The organism is Micromonospora sp. NPDC005087 (genome assembly GCF_042872965.1).
Classification (GTDB): domain Bacteria; phylum Actinomycetota; class Actinomycetes; order Mycobacteriales; family Micromonosporaceae; genus Micromonospora.
In genome coordinates, this window is sequence record NZ_JBIALB010000010.1 from 206840 (window position 1) to 221454 (window position 14615).

General features: G+C 74.3%; 13 protein-coding genes and 2 pseudogenes. 8 read left to right on the top strand and 7 right to left on the bottom strand.

The annotated features are described in order from the left end of the window. The first annotated feature begins 104 nt into the window (after positions 1-104). Together ACFYPS_RS23435 and ACFYPS_RS23440 are read left to right on the top strand one after the other, a co-directional pair. Entirely contained in the window at positions 105-893 is a 789-nt protein-coding gene (locus ACFYPS_RS23435; protein ID WP_387326995.1) for a putative protein N(5)-glutamine methyltransferase, read from the top strand. Between the two features lie 473 nt (positions 894-1366). Continuing rightward, positions 1367-2416, top strand: coding sequence for an ROK family protein (locus tag ACFYPS_RS23440; protein WP_387326997.1), 1050 nt, complete (start codon positions 1367-1369; stop codon positions 2414-2416). An 8-nt stretch (positions 2417-2424) separates the two neighbouring features. On the opposite strand, the pseudogene ACFYPS_RS23445 reads toward ACFYPS_RS23440, so the two are convergent. Together ACFYPS_RS23445 and ACFYPS_RS23450 are read right to left on the bottom strand one after the other, a co-directional pair. Continuing rightward, positions 2425-2626 (bottom strand): annotated as a pseudogene (locus tag ACFYPS_RS23445) (DUF397 domain-containing protein). Between the two features lie 3 nt (positions 2627-2629). Next, positions 2630-3424 (bottom strand): annotated as a pseudogene (locus ACFYPS_RS23450) (helix-turn-helix transcriptional regulator); the annotation flags it as partial. A gap of 211 nt (positions 3425-3635) precedes the next feature. On the opposite strand from ACFYPS_RS23450, the gene ACFYPS_RS23455 reads away from it, so the two are divergent. Together ACFYPS_RS23455 and ACFYPS_RS23460 are read left to right on the top strand one after the other, a co-directional pair. Beyond that, positions 3636-3854 carry a hypothetical protein gene (locus tag ACFYPS_RS23455; RefSeq protein ID WP_354966956.1) on the top strand — a complete coding sequence of 73 codons (219 nt, stop codon included), beginning with the start codon at positions 3636-3638 and terminating at the stop codon, positions 3852-3854. A gap of 197 nt (positions 3855-4051) precedes the next feature. Then, positions 4052-5152 carry a D-alanine--D-alanine ligase family protein gene (locus tag ACFYPS_RS23460; RefSeq protein WP_354966955.1) on the top strand — a complete coding sequence of 367 codons (1101 nt, stop codon included), beginning with the start codon at positions 4052-4054 and terminating at the stop codon, positions 5150-5152. A gap of 53 nt (positions 5153-5205) precedes the next feature. Here ACFYPS_RS23460 and ACFYPS_RS23465 read toward each other — a convergent pair whose 3' ends face one another. Then, a complete protein-coding gene (locus tag ACFYPS_RS23465) occupies positions 5206-5883 on the bottom strand; it encodes a DUF3515 family protein (RefSeq protein ID WP_387326999.1) in 678 nt (225 codons plus the stop codon). 9 nt (positions 5884-5892) lie between these two features. Next, entirely contained in the window at positions 5893-6126 is a 234-nt protein-coding gene (locus ACFYPS_RS23470; RefSeq protein WP_013284547.1) for an Lrp/AsnC ligand binding domain-containing protein, read from the bottom strand. 153 nt (positions 6127-6279) lie between these two features. Here ACFYPS_RS23470 and ACFYPS_RS23475 point away from each other — a divergent pair, with 153 nt between their 5' ends. Next, positions 6280-7212, top strand: a complete 933-nt coding sequence (locus ACFYPS_RS23475; RefSeq protein ID WP_354967063.1) for a thiamine-phosphate kinase — start codon at positions 6280-6282, stop codon at positions 7210-7212. A gap of 29 nt (positions 7213-7241) precedes the next feature. Continuing rightward, positions 7242-7703, top strand: a complete 462-nt coding sequence (locus ACFYPS_RS23480; protein WP_354966953.1) for a GNAT family N-acetyltransferase — start codon at positions 7242-7244, stop codon at positions 7701-7703. Between the two features lie 38 nt (positions 7704-7741). Here the strand turns inward: ACFYPS_RS23480 and ACFYPS_RS23485 are convergent, their stop codons facing one another. After that, entirely contained in the window at positions 7742-8998 is a 1257-nt protein-coding gene (locus tag ACFYPS_RS23485; protein ID WP_354966952.1) for an ATP-grasp domain-containing protein, read from the bottom strand. 180 nt (positions 8999-9178) lie between these two features. Next, positions 9179-9370, bottom strand: coding sequence for a 50S ribosomal protein L28 (gene rpmB / locus ACFYPS_RS23490; protein ID WP_007456456.1), 192 nt, complete (start codon positions 9368-9370; stop codon positions 9179-9181). A 296-nt stretch (positions 9371-9666) separates the two neighbouring features. Between rpmB and ACFYPS_RS23495 the strand changes: the two genes are divergently transcribed. Further along, the gene (locus ACFYPS_RS23495) at positions 9667-11280 is read left to right on the top strand and encodes a DAK2 domain-containing protein (protein ID WP_354966951.1); all 1614 of its coding nucleotides are present in this window, start codon (positions 9667-9669) and stop codon (positions 11278-11280) included. After that, positions 11277-13475, top strand: a complete 2199-nt coding sequence (recG, locus tag ACFYPS_RS23500; RefSeq protein ID WP_354966950.1) for an ATP-dependent DNA helicase RecG — start codon at positions 11277-11279, stop codon at positions 13473-13475. The genes ACFYPS_RS23495 and recG overlap by 4 nt, the downstream gene beginning before the upstream one ends. Before the next feature lie 99 nt (positions 13476-13574). On the opposite strand, the gene ACFYPS_RS23505 is transcribed toward recG, so the two are convergent. Then, entirely contained in the window at positions 13575-14522 is a 948-nt protein-coding gene (locus ACFYPS_RS23505; RefSeq protein ID WP_387327002.1) for an LPXTG cell wall anchor domain-containing protein, read from the bottom strand. Between the last annotated feature and the right edge of the window lie 93 nt (positions 14523-14615).

Sequence of the window (14615 nt, forward strand, 5' to 3'; positions counted from 1 at the left end):
GAGGTGAGTCCGATCCGTCAGTCGACAGGACCGGCGCTTCCTCCCGTGTCCCCGCCGCGGTAGCGGCCACGGGAGCGCCGGTGAGCGTTTCCCGGAGGTATCCCATGGCAGCACCGTTTTCCACCGACCGGCCGGCCCTCGTGCACCGGCTGCGCACCGCCGGCTGCGTCTACGCCGAGGACGAGGCCGACCTGCTGCTGGCTGCGGCCGACACCCCGGCGGCGTTGGCCGACCTGACCGAGCGTCGGGTGGCCGGCGAACCGCTGGAGCATCTGCTCGGCTGGGCGGAGTTCTGCGGTCTGCGGATCGCCGTCGCCGCGGGCGTCTTCGTGCCTCGGGGGCGCACCGCGCTGCTCGTCGAGGCGGCCGCCGCGGTGACCGGTCCGGCGCCGGCCGTGGTCGACCTCTGCTGCGGCTCCGGGGCCACCACGGTCGCGTTGGCGCACCGGCTCGCGCCGCGCTGGCTGGCCGCCGCCGACATCGACCCGGCGGCCGTGGCGTGCGCCCGCCGCAACCTCGCCGGACTGGCCGCCGAGGTGTTCGAGGGTGACCTGTTCGCGCCGTTGCCCCCGCACTGGAGGGGCCGTTTGGACCTGGTGGTGGCCAACGCCCCGTACGTGCCGACCGCCGCGGTGGCGCTGATGCCCGCCGAGGCGCGGCTGCACGAGGCCCCGGTGGCCCTCGACGGCGGGCCGGACGGGCTCGCCGTGCTGCGCCGGGTGGCCGCCGGCGCGGTCCGGTGGCTGGCGCCCGGTGGACACCTCGCGGTGGAGGTCAGCGCCGGGCAGGCGGACACGCTCTGCGCGGCGTTCGACGCCCTCGGTCTCGAGCCGAGCGTGCGGCACGACGAGGACCTGGATGCCACCGCCGTGACCGCCCGCCGCCCGGCCTGAACCCGCCCGCCGCCCGGCCTGAACCCGCCCGCCGCCCCGCCTGAACCCGCCCGCCGTAGCCCGCTGACCACGGCCCGCTGACCGCCTCCGCGGCCCGGGCACGTGGCGTCGCTCAGCCCATCGCAGCGGCCGGCCCTCGTCGGAGGGCGCGGGCTGGCCGTACCCCTTGTTCGTCCTTTGCTCTGCTTCAACGGGCGCAACAGAAAGACACCCACAGTGTCGCGCCGGTTGAAGCAGAGCAAAGGATGCGCGGAAGCACCTCGGGGGCACCGGGACAGCAGCGCGGGCAGCAGAGCAGTCCGGCAGCGGAGCCGCCAACGAACGGCACCGAGGCGAAGTCCCGCGACATGCGACCTCGCCGCGATCAGCGATGCCAGCGGGTGTCCCCACCCGGCCGGGGAGGCCGGGCGTGGCGGGGGAGCGGTGTTGGCACTAGCCTCGGCTCACACTCATGACGGCGGAGGGCGGTTTCGGTGGGCAGCGCAGGGGTGCCGGTGGTCGTCGGGCTGGACAACGGCGGGACCAGCAACAACGCCACCGTGCTGACGGTGGACGGCCGGTTCCTGGTGGACGGTCTGCTGGAGATCCCCAGCGAGGTGCGGGCCGGCCCGGACGCCGCGATCGAGGCGCTGGCCCGGGCGCTGGACGGCGCTCTGGCGCAGACCGGCGTGCCCCGCGAGCTGGTCCGGGCGGTGGGGCTGGACACTCCGGGCCCGGCCAGTGCCACCGGCGTCATCTCGTCGCGTGGCTCGACCAACTTCTCCCAGCCGGCCTGGCGTGGCTTTGACGTGCGGGGCGCGCTGGAGCGGCGGCTGGGCCTGCCGGTGGTCTACCACAACGACGGCAACGCGGCCGCGCTCTACGCCCACCACGTGTACTTCGGCGCCGAGGCGATGAACCGGTCGTCGGTCTCCGCGATCGTCGGCACCGGCCTGGGCGGCGGCGTTGTCGAGGGCGGGCGCGTGATCGCCGGCGCGGCCGGGATGGCCGGCGAGCTGGGTCACGTGCACATCCCGCTGACCGGGCTGCTCGGCCCGGAGCAGCCGGAGCCCACCTGCGCCTGCGGCTTCACCGGGGACGTCGAGAGCGTCGCCTCGCTGACCGGCATCGAACGCAACCTGCTGCCGTACTGGCTGACCCGGTACCCCGACCACCCGCTCGCCGCCGAGCCGGTCGCCCGCGCGGCGAAGCTGGTCCGCGGCTACGGCGAGCAGGGGGACCCGCTGGCCCGGGACCTCTTCACCCAGCAGGCGATGGCGCTGGGTCGGCTGTTCACCGTGGCGGCCAACTTCACCGACCCGCACGCGTACTTCGTCGGCGGTGGGGTGGTGGAGGCGGCGCCGGAGTTCCGCGACTGGTTCCTGGCGACCGTCCGCGAGCACACCGTGCTCCGCGAGGAGCAGGCCGCCGTGGCCACCTTCGCCCTGGTGCCGGAGCGGGACATGGCCGGCGCCCGGGGCGTGGCCATCGCCGCCCTGGAGGCACTGCGCGCCGTACCGGAGTCCAGCCCGCTGGTCGCGTGAGCCGCCGGTCAGCGCCGGGGCGGGGCCTGGGCGAAGGCGGTCCAGGCGGCCGGCGGGAAGAGCAGGGCCGGGCCGGTCGGGTCCTTGGAGTCGCGGACGGCCACCAGCCGCGGGATCGCGGCCACCTCCACGCAGGGCGCCCTGGTCGCCGCTGCGGCTGCTCTTGCGCCACGCCGCCGCGGCCAGCGCCGCTGTGATCGTCGGTGTCATGTCCTACCGTCCCTTCAGGAGTGTCAGGAGCTGCTTGCGGCTGTCCGCCGGGCTGAGCGCCACGCTCCTTAGGTGCTCCATGATCTTGGTGCAGGTACGCGTTTCGCCGGCACGGTCGAGGATCATCTGGCCGGCGACGGTCTCCACCGAGGCGATGATCGGGTCCTCCGGGTCGGCGAACTCCAGGATGTGCAGCGAGCCCCGGGTGCCCCGGTGGTAGCCGGCCGAGAGCGGGATCACCTGGACGGAGATGTTCGGCAGCTCGGCCATCTTCACCAGATGGCGCAACTGCCCGTCCATCACGGACTGGTCGCCGACCGGGCGGAGTAGCGCGCCCTCGTCGATGATCGCGTCGAGGATGGGCGGGTCGTCGCCGGTGAGCCGCTGTTGCCGATCGAGGCGGACCTTGACCCGCTGCTCCACCAGGTCGTCGCCGAGGGTGTGCGGGCCGCCGCGCATCACCCCACGGATGTAGTCGGCGGTCTGCAGCAGGCCGGGCACCACCGAGGGCTCGAAGTTGGCGATGGCGGTGGCCTCGGCCTCCAGAGCGATGAAGTCGATGGTGCGCGGGTCCAGCAGGTAGGAGTACGACACCCACCAGCCCGGCTTGCGGGCGTCCTTGGCGAGCTGCACCGCGGCGGCCACCTCGTCGGCGCCCACCCCGTACGAGGTGAGCAGGGCGCGCACGGTGGCCGGGCTGATCAGTGTCTGCGCGTTCTCGTACCGCGAGAGGGTGCTGCGGGTGCTGTTGATCTCATCCGCGGCGGTCTCGAGCGTCAGCCCGGCGGCTTCCCGGTGGTGGCTCTACACGTGTCAATCTGTCATCGCGTCCTCACTGCCGGTTGTCGTGGCGACGGTGGCGGTGAGCGACCGGAGGGGATGGGGCGCGCGGCGATCGGGTTTCTCCGCCGTACCCGATCGTCGCGTGCCGCCGCCATCCCGGCCCGCCGGAAGGAGACGACGTGCGTACCGGTCCGGAGCCCCCCGCCGTACACCCGGACGGCCGACAATGACCCGCTTCCTGGTGGTGCTCACCGACGTGCGTGCCGTCGAGGGCATCGAGCGCAACGAGCGGACGGCACCCGAGCGGCGCCGGCAGGTGGTCGGTGCCAGCAGTCGGGAGGCCGCCGACCGGATCGCCGGCGCGTTCATGGCCCTGGGCATGGTGCGGGCCGGCCGCCAGCGCGTGAAGGTGATCGCCGTCGGTCGCCGGCACGCCCGGGACTGACGCGCCAGCACCGGCCGGCGTCGCGCCGCCGGTCAACATCCCATCACGCACCGTATATCCTCTGTTGACCGATTGCCGTGTCGAGCCGCGGCTCGCCGGGTATCGCCTCGCCCTACCGCCACGCACAGTAAGGTCAACCGGGTGAGCGCCATCGGCGAGCACGACCAGCCGCAGTCGCGTACGAAGAGGTGACCGGAGTGACCACCCCAGGCAAGACCCGCGTGGCGATCGTCTTCGGCGGCCGCAGCCCGGAGCACGGCATCTCCTGCGTCAGCGCCGGCAGCGTGTTCGGCGCGCTCGACCCCGACGAGTACGAGGTGGTGCCCGTGGGCATCACCCGGGCCGGCCAGTGGGTGCTGACCAACGGCGACCCCGCGCAGCTCGCGATCAACTCCCGCCAACTGCCCGAGATCACCGCCGAGTCCGGAGCGGACATCGTGCTGCGTGCCGACCCGACCGGCAACGGGCTGATGGTGCTCGACCCGACCGAGGGCCCTCGCGCGCTGGCCGACGTGGACGTGGTCTTCCCGGTGCTGCACGGCACGTACGGCGAGGACGGCACCATCCAGGGAATGCTGGAGATGGCCGGCATCCCCTACGTCGGGGCGAACGTGTTCGCCTCCGCCGCCGCGATGGACAAGGAGTTCACCAAGAAGCTCTGCGCGGTCGAGGGCATCCCGGTCGGCCCGTACGCGGTGCTGCGCAACGGGATGACGCTCAGCGACCAGGACCGGGAGCGGCTCGGCCTGCCGGTCTTCGTCAAGCCCTCCCGGGCCGGCTCGTCGTTCGGCATCACCCGGGTCACCGACTGGGCGCAGCTGGACGAGGCGGTCGCCACCGCCCGGCAGTTCGACCCGAAGGTCATCATCGAGGCCGCGATCGTCGGCCGCGAGATCGAGTGCGGCGTGCTGGAGGGGGAGGCCGGCGGTTCGCCGGAGGCGTCCGTGCTGGCCGAGGTGCGCGTCGTCGCCGACCACGACTTCTACGACTTCGAGGCGAAGTACCTCGACGACTCCTGCGAGTACGACATTCCGGCCGGGCTCCCGGAGAGGGTGACCCGCCAGGTGCAGGAGTACGCCGTCCGCGCGTTCACCGCGCTGGACTGCGCCGGCCTGGCCCGGGCCGACTTCTTCGTCACCCCCGAGCTGGACGTCTACCTCAACGAGATCAACACCATGCCCGGGTTCACGCCGACGTCGATGTTCCCGCGCATGTGGGCGGCGTCCGGCCTGGAGTATCCGAAGCTGGTCAACCGCCTGATCCGCACCGCCCAGCGGCGCGGCGTCGGCCTGCACTGAGCCGTGGCCGCCGGCCGGCCCGCGACGCCCCGCTCAGGCGGAACGTCGTCGGGTCAGGCCCGGCAGCCGGCGGGAACGTCGCCGCCGGAGGGCACCGAGGCGACGATCGCGCTGGAGACCGGCGCCACCCACTGCAACGGCTGCTCGAAGGAGCGTGGGACGCGCACCGTCACCGGCGTCTCCCGGTCGACCGCGGTGAGCACGGTTGCGTCGTCCTGCTCGACGGAGTGCCAGCAGACCCGGTTGACCGTCCAGACCTCGTCGGTGGGCGGGATGGCCGGCTCGGTGCCGCCGCAGGCCACGGTGATCGCGGGATCGCCGTACGCGGCGTTCTGCTCCGGACCTGCGGTGACCGGGCGCTGCGCCCGGTCGCGGATGGTCGGCGGCAGTTGGGAGAGCAGGGCACGGCACACCGTGGCCGGGCGGGCGGCCAGCGCCGGGGCGGCCATCTCCACCGGAGCGGTGGACTGCACCCGGGCGGCGGTGGGGCTCGGCGCGGCGGCCGGCTCGGCCGGGGAGAGCCTGGTGAAGGCCAGCACGGCCACCAGCAGCGTGACCGGCAACGCGATCAACGTGGCCAGCAGGGCCGCGCCTCGGATGGTCCGGTCCCGGCCAGCCGGCGCGTCGCCGGCCGGCTCGGCCGGCTCGCGGATACCGTCAGCCGGCTCGGGCGTACCGTCGCGCGTCCCGTCGAGCCGGTCGTCGTTCTCAGCGGCGGAGGAGGTAGCCATCTCGTCCACTTACAGCCGCACCACCGAACACGTGAGGGTGCGAGTGATGCCGGGCACCATCTGCACCTTGCTGACAATGAGTTTCCCGAGCTCGTCGACGGTGTTCGCCTCGGTGAGGACGACCACGTCGTACGGCCCGGTGACGGCGTCGACGCGTACCACGCCGGCAAGGTCCGCGATGAGACCGGCCACGTCACGTGCGCGGCCGACCTCGGTCTGGATGAGGATGTACGCCTGTACCACGACTCGACCTCCGTCCGTCGCCGCCCAGGGGCGGCCCGAAGGGTGAAACTACCTTACGGACCAGGTCTGATCCCTATCGGTGGTCAAGGAGCAGCAGTGAGCGAGCACGGCGGTGCCGGGCAGAACGGACGGAACGCCGGCGGTGTCGCCAGCGTGGGCGGGATCGGCGAGTTCGGATTGATCGGGCGGATCACCGCCCGCCTGTCGGTCGGACCGACGACCCTGCTCGGCCCAGGGGACGACGCGGCGGTGGTGGCCGCCCCGGACGCCCGGGTCGCCGCCTCCACCGACGTGCTGGTCGACGGCCGGCACTTCCGGCGGGACTGGTGCTCCGCCCGGGACGTCGGACACCGGGCCGCGGCGGCCAACCTGGCTGACATCGCCGCGATGGGCGCCACACCAACCGCCCTGCTGGTCGCCCTCTGCATGCCGGCGGACCTGGAGACCAGTTGGGCCGAGGAGTTGGCCGACGGGCTGGCCGCGGAGGCGGCCACGGTCGGCGCGAGCGTGGTCGGCGGGGACATGTCGTCCAGCCCGACCCTGACCGTCGCGGTCACCGCGCTGGGCGACCTCGGCGGCCGTCCGCCCGTGGTGCGCTCCGGCGCCCGCCCCGGTGACGTGCTGGCCCTGGCCGGCCGCACCGGGTACGCGGCGGCCGGCCTGACCGTGCTCACCCGCGGCTTCCGCACCCCCCGGCTGCTGGTGGAGGCGTACCGGAGGCCGCAGGTGCCGTACTCGGCCGGACCGCAGGCCGCCAGGCTCGGCGCCACCTCGATGATCGACGTGTCGGACGGGCTGCTCGCCGACCTCGGGCACGTGGCGGCGGCCAGCGGGGTGGCGATCGACGTGCGCCGGGACGCGTTCGAGGTGCCCCGGCAGATGGCCGACGCCGCGCAGGCGCTCGGCGTCGACCCGTACACCTGGATCCTGGCCGGCGGCGAGGATCACGCGTTGGCCGCGACCTTCCCCCCGGCGGTGGCGTTGCCGGCGGACTGGCGGGCGATCGGCCTGGTCACGGCCGGTGCCGGGGTCACCGTCGATGGCGGCCCCTACGAGGGGCCGAGGGGCTGGGACCACTTCCGGTGAGGTCCCGCGCCCGCCGTACCCTGGATACCGTGAGTGAGATCGAGATCCGGGTGGTGCGGTTCGACGCGCCGGTGGCGCAGCAGTTGATCCGCGACGCGCTGGCCGACCTCGGCGCCCGCTACGGCGGTACCGGCGACGACACCCCGGTGGACGCGGCCGAGTTCGTGCCGCCGGACGGCGCGTTCCTCGTCGCCTACCTGGCCGGCGAGCCGGTCGGCTGTGGCGGTTGGCGCAGCCACGGCGCGGACACCGCAGAGCTGAAGCGGATGTACACCGCCCCGGCGGCCCGTGGGCGGGGCGTTGCCCGGAGGGTGCTGGCGGCCGTCGAGCGCTCGGCCCGTGAGCAGGGCCGCAAGCGGATGGTCCTGGAGTGCGGGGACAGGCAGCCCGAGGCGATCGCCATGTACAACTCCGCCGGCTACGAGCAGATCCCGAACTTCGGCTTCTACAAGGACGCGGAGGGCTGCGTCTCCTTCGGCCGCACCCTCTGACCCGGACGGTCGCCGACCGAGCGCCCGGTGGCCGACGTTCAGCCGGTGGTGATCCGGATCTGGGCGGCGGCCCGGGCGGCCGCCGCGGTCGCCTCGGCCGGGTCGGCGCCCCAGGCCAGCACCTGGCCGCTGCGCCGCGCCGACGAGGTGACCTCGGCCACCCGGTCACCCACCGTCACGCCCACCCCGACGTCCAGCACGCCGGGCACCCGGCTGGCCGCGCGTACCCCGTCCACGGCGGTGACGGCGCCGGGCGGAGCGAGCAGGAACTCCACGGCCGCCGCGCCGCGCGGGCCGGCCGGCAGCGCCGGGCGTTCCCCCCGGAGCGTGCGCAGGTACGCGGCGACGAAACCGCACTCGTAGGCAACCGAGATCAGTACGGCGATCAGGTCGCCGGGGAGCCGGGCGGCGCACTCCACCAGCGCCGGGCCGGCGTCGGTGCGGATCCACTCGCTGTGCAGCACGCCGGTGCGGAAGCCGGCGGCGCCGGCAAGCCGGGTGGCCACGTCGAGCAGCTCCCGTCGGGCGTCCTCGGGCAGCGCGGACGGCACGGTGTGCCCGGTCTCCACCGGCCGCCCACCGGCCAGCACCCGCTTGTCGGTGACGTTGCAGAAGCGCACCTCGCCCTCGGAGATGAGCAACTCCACGCTGTGCTCGGTGCCGGTCAGCACCTGCTCGGCGAGGACCGCGGTGGGCAGGCCTTCGGCGATGGCGTCGGGCGGCGTCTCCGGATCGGCGCTGGCGGCCCAGGCGGCGGCGACCAGCGCCGAGTCGGTGACGATCTGCACGCCGAGGCTGCCCGCGCGGCGGGTGGGCTTCAGCACGCAGCGCCCGCCCTGCCGGTGGGCGAACCCGGTCGCCTCGGCGGCCGTGTCGACCACCGCGAACGCCGGGTTGGTCAGGCCGGCCGCCGCGGCGAGCAGCCGCATCCGGTGCTTGTCGGTGAAGATCTCGGCGGCCTGCACACCGGCGCCGGGCAGGCCGAGGGCGTCGGCCAGCCGGGCCGCGGCGAGCACGCCGTACTCCTGACCGGGCACCACCAGCCGCGCGGCGGTCAGCCCCGGTTCCCGGGCCAGCAGCGCCGCCGCGTCAAGGCCGGTCTGGTACTCGGCCGCCACCACCCGGGAGACGAACGGCAGCGCGGCGCAGCGCCGCTCAACGTCACGGCGGCGGATGAGGTCGGGTTCCTCGACCACGACCACGCTGCCGGCGGGCAGCAGGTCGCCGAGCCCGCGCAGCAGATCCAGCGCGAAACCCACCATGACCATCTCGTCCCGGCTCAGGTCCAGCTGCACCCGTCACCCCTTCACCCGGGCCGGACCGGACGGCCGGCGCAGCGCGACCCTAACCGGGCGGGCGGCCGGGGCGGCCGCCGCGTCGCGTAGTCGTCAGCGACCCTGGCGCGGACACGACAGAGCCGGCGGACCCGTAGGGGTCCGCCGGCTGAGCCGTACGAGAAGGTGGGTGCTACCGCGTCAGGCGCGGGTGACCTTGCCGGCCTTGATGCACGAGGTGCAGACCTGCAACTTCTTGGTGTTGCCGCCACCGGCCGGGGTACGCACCGACTGGATGTTCGGGTTCCAGCGGCGGTTGGTCCGCCGGTGCGAGTGGGACACGTTGTGGCCGAAGCCCGGTCCCTTGCCACAGACGTCGCACACGCTAGCCACGGGATACTCCTGGGATTGAAACGTTCATGAGGTCGCCGGCAGGCGCTGCCCGGGCAACCTGGTCAGGTTACCCGATGACCCGCCGACCCGGCCAACCGGCCCGGTCGGGCGATCGCCCGCGGCTCGGCCGGCAGGTGCTGGTGCGCCCGTCCGCCGGGTGGTGGGCCGGTCCGGCGGCAACAATACCCGAGGCCACCGTCCCGGCCGCCCGAGCCGGGATCGGCGCCGGAGCCGGGGCGAACGGACACGCCGGACGAGTCCGACGGCTGTCGGCGTGCGCCAGTAGGCTTCTGGCCGTGCTGGACACCCTCGACGCCGCCGCGGTCCGCCGGTGGTGTGCGACCGGGCTGACCGCGCTGAAGCGCCACCAGGGCGAGATCGACGAGCTCAACGTCTATCCGGTGCCCGACGGCGACACCGGCACCAACCTGGTGCTCACCCTCACCTCGGCCCAGCAGGCCCTTGCCATGGACCTGGACACGCTCCCCGACAGCGGTCCGACCGCGCACGGGCACGCGTTGCGGCTGATGGCCCAGGGCGCGCTGCTCGGCGCGCGCGGCAACTCCGGGGTGATCCTCTCGCAGATCCTGCGCGGCTTCGCCGACGCGGCCGCCGCCGTGCCGTCCGTACGCGGCCGGGAGCTGGCCGCCGCGCTGCGCGCCGCCACCGTGGCCGCGTACACCGCGGTCGCCCGGCCGGTGGAGGGCACTCTGCTCACCGTGGTCGGCGCGGCCGCCGCCGCGGCCGAGCGGGCGGACAGCGACGACCTGCCGGTGGTGGCCCGGGCCGCCGCGCGGGCGGCGGCCGAGGCGCTGGCCCGCACGCCGGAGCAACTGCCGGCGCTGGCCCGCGCCGGTGTGGTCGACGCGGGCGGCCGGGGCCTCTGCGTGCTGCTCGACACCCTGGTCGAGGTGCTCACCGGGGAGATCGCCGTGCGCGCCGCGCCGGCGCCGCGCGCCGCCCGGCCCGCCGCCACGGTCGCCCGGGAGACCGGCTCCGAGGAGTACGCCTACGAGGTGCAGTTCCTGCTCGACGCCCCGGCCGAGGCGGTCGCCGGGATGCGCCGGGCGCTGGCGGCGCTGGGGGATTCGCTTGTCGTCGTCGGCGACGGGCGCGAGCCGGAGGGCACCTGGAACGTCCACGTCCACGTCAACGACGTGGGCGCGGCGGTCGAGGCGGGGGTCGCCGCCGGCCGCCCGTACCGGATCTCGGTGACCCGTTTCGCCGACCAGCCCGAGCCGTCGCCCGGCCCGGCCACGGACGGTCGGGCCGCCGTGGTGGTGGCCACCGGCGTCGGGATCGCCGGGCTGTTCGCCGCGGAGGGAGCCACCGTGGTGCCGGGCAACCCGTCCACGGGGGAACTGCTGGACGCGGTGCGCAGCACCGGCGCGGCGCGGGTCGTGGTGCTGCCCAACGACCCGAACACCGAGGCGGTGGCGAGCGCGGCGGCCCGCGAGGCACACCGCTACGGCATCAAGGTGAGCGTGGTGCCGACGCGCTCGCCGGTGCAGGCGCTGGCCGCCCTCGCGGTCCGTGACGGCGCCCGCCGCTTCGAGGACGACGTGATCGCGATGGCCGAGGCGGCGGGCGCCTGCCGCTACGCCGAGGTCTGCCACGCCAGCCGGGAGGCGCTGACCGTCGCCGGCCCGTGCCGCCCGGGGGACGTGCTGGCGCTGGTGGAGGGGGAGGTGCACCTCATCGGCGCCGACCTGACCGACATCTGCGCGGCGGTGGTCGACCGGATGCTCGGCGGCGGCGGGGAGCTGGTCACCCTGCTGGCCGGGGTGGACGCGCCGGCCGGGCTCACCGATGCCGTCCGCGCGCACGTCGCGCGGCGCTGGCCGTTCGTCGAGGTGCAGGCGTTCCCGGGCGGGCAACCGCACTATCCGCTCCTGGTGGGGGTCGAATGAGCGAACCGGCCACGGTGGACACCCCGCTGAAGAAGCTGGTCGGGGACAAGACGGCCAAGGCGCTGGCCGCTCACCTCGACCTGCACACCGCGGGTGACCTCGTCTACCACTTCCCGCGCCGCTACGACGAGCGTGGCGAGCACACCGACATCCGTTCGCTGGACGTCGGCGAGCAGGTCACCGTGCTGGCCCAGGTGCAGCGCACCGCGGTGCGCCCGATGCGCCAACGCCGGGGCAACCTGCTGGAGGTGACCGTCGGCGACGGCTCCGGCGGGTTGCTGACGCTGACCTTCTTCGGCAACCAGGCGTGGCGCGAGCGGGAGCTGCGTCCGGGCCGGTGGGGGTTGTTCGCCGGCAAGGTCACCGAATTCCGGGGCAAGCGCCAGCTCAACGGCCCGGAGTACGTCCTGCTCGGCGAGGGCGGCGACGGCGAGGCGGCGGTCAGCGACGAGATCGAGGAGTTCGCCGGCGCGCTGATCCCCGTCTACCCGGCCGCGGCGGCGGTGCCGACCTGGGTGATCGCCCGCTGTGTGCGGGTCGTGCTGGACACCTTCACCCCGCCGGAGGATCCGGTGCCGGCCACGGTGCGGGCCAGCCGCAACCTGGTCGGGTTGGGCAGCGCGCTGCGGGAGATCCACCGGCCGAGCAGCAAGGAGGATCTCTACCGGGCGCGGCACCGGCTCAAGTGGGACGAGGCGTTCGCCGTCCAGCTGACGCTGGTGCAGCGCAAGCACCGGGCCGCCGACTGGCCGGCCCGACCCCGCCCGGCGCACCCGGGTGGGCTGCTGGACGCCTTCGACGCCCGGCTGCCGTACGAGCTGACCGCCGGCCAGCGCGACGTCGGCGTGGAGATCGCCGCCGACCTGGCCGCCCCGCACCCGATGCACCGGTTGTTGCAGGGCGAGGTGGGCTCGGGCAAGACGGTGGTGGCGTTGCGGGCGATGCTCCAGGTGGTGGACGCGGGCGGCCAGGCGGCGCTGCTGGCGCCCACCGAGGTGCTGGCCGCACAGCACCACCGCGGCATGCTCGACCTCCTCGGGCCGCTCGGGCGGGCCGGCGAACTGGATTCCGCCGAGCACGCCACCCGGGTGGAGCTGGTCACCGGTTCGCTGGGCGCGGCCGCTCGCCGCCGGGCGCTCGGCGAGGTGGCCACCGGCGCCGCCGGCATCGTGCTCGGCACCCACGCGCTGCTCTACGAGGGTGTGGACTTCGCCGACCTCGGCCTGGTGGTGGTCGACGAGCAGCACCGCTTCGGGGTGGAGCAGCGCGACGCGCTGCGGGCCAAGGCCGAGCAGCCGCCGCACGTGCTGGTGATGACGGCCACCCCGATCCCGCGCACGGTGGCGATGACGGTCTACGGCGACCTGGAGGTCTCCACCCTCTCCCAGCTGCCCCGGGGGCGCTCGCCGATCGCCTCGCACGTGGTGCCGGCCGCCGAGAAACCGGCCTTTTTGGACCGGGCCTGGCGCCGGCTGCGCGAGGAGGTGGCCGCCAGCCATCAGGCGTACGTGGTCTGCCCGCGAATCGGAGAGGGGCCGGTCAGCGACGAGGAGCCGCCGCCGGTGGACGACAACGGCCGCCGGCCACCGCTGGCGGTGACCGAGGTGGCCCCGCTGCTGGCTGAGGGGCCGCTGCACGGGCTGCGGATCGGGGTGCTGCACGGCCGGCTGCCGGCCGACGAGAAGGACGCGGTGATGCGCTCCTTCGCCGCCGGCGACCTGGACGTGCTGGTGGCCACCACCGTGGTCGAGGTGGGTGTGGACGTACCCAACGCGACCGTGATGATCGTGCTGGACGCCGACCGCTTCGGTGTCTCCCAACTGCACCAGCTGCGCGGTCGGGTCGGCCGGGGCGCCGCGGCGGGGCTCTGCCTGCTGGTCAGCGAGGCGGCTGAGGGGTCGCCGGCCCGGGAACGGCTGGACGCCGTCGCCTCCACCAGCGACGGTTTCAAGCTCGCCGAGCTGGATCTGGAGCAGCGTCGTGAGGGCGACGTGCTGGGCGCCACCCAGTCCGGGCGCCGCTCACACCTGCGGCTGCTGTCCCTGCTGCGCGACGCCGACCTGATCCGCGACGCCCGCGCCGAGGCGATCGCCCTGGTCGAGGACGACCCGGACCTGACCCGGCATCCGGCGCTGGCCGCGTCGGTCACCGCCCTGGTCGACGAGGACCGCGCGGAGTACCTGGAGAAGGGCTGACGTCTCGACCCGCCACGAGGCGCTTGGCACGCGGATGAAACGCCCGAGGGCGCGCCGACCGGGTGGTCGACGCGCCCTCGGGGTTCAGCGCGGTTCGGTTCAGACGGTGAACCGGAGCCGGCGACGGCGAGCAACCAGGAACAGGCCCGCACCGGCAGCCAGCAGGACGACGGCGCCGCCCGCGATCAGGGTGGTGTTCGTGCCGGTGAGCGGCAGGCCGCCACCCTCACCCTCGTCGCACTCGGCCGGCTGCTCCCACGCGATCGGCTCGGTGTCGTCAAGGCCGTCGGCGGCCGGCGTGACGGTGAGGCCCTCGGTCGCGTCGAAGGAGACGGAGCCGGTCTTGCCGGGCTCGACGGTCAGCGTCTTGGCATCGCCCTTGTTCGAGGTCAGCGTCAGGACGACGGTCTCACCGTCGGCCGGGTTCTCGATCGTGAAGGTGAGGCTGTCGCAGGTCGACTCGACGGTGCCCACCGGCTCGGCCGGCGCCGGCGTGACGGTCGGCGTCGGGCTCGGGCTCTCGGCCGGCGGCTGGCTCGGCGACGGAGACGCGGTGGTGGGGGACGGGGTCGGGCTGGGGGACTCCGTCGGGGTGGCGGTCGGCGTCGGGGTGGGCTCCGCGGCGCAGGTACCGGCCTCGGTGGCTGCCACCGTCCGGTGCTCGGTCACGATCCGGTCCGGACGCTCCCAGCGCGCCTCGACGGTCAGCTCGATCTTCGGGTTCTTCTCGGTGAAGGTGTGGGTCTGGGTTCCGGTGAGGAGGTCCCCACCCTTCGCCGGGAGGGTGGCGCCGACCTTCAGGTCGCCATCAGTGAACTCGTCGCCGATGGTCGACTTGACCGAGGTGATCTCGGCATCGATGTTCTCGCTGTTGCCGACCTTCCACGTGACCGTGGCCTTGCCGTCGGCGGCCAGGCAGTAGGTGCCGGACGGCTCGGGGTGGTGGGCGCTGGCCGGCGCGGCGAACGTCGTCATGGCGCCGATGCCGATCAGCGCGCCGGCGGCGACGGCCGCGGTACGCCGGAACGGAGACTTCGGACGGATCACTGGTACTCCCGGAGTGCTGAAGCGTTAGGGGCGTGGCACGGGAACGACAGTGGACGGTCACTGCACGTCCGGATCGAGGGATGCGTTCCCGAG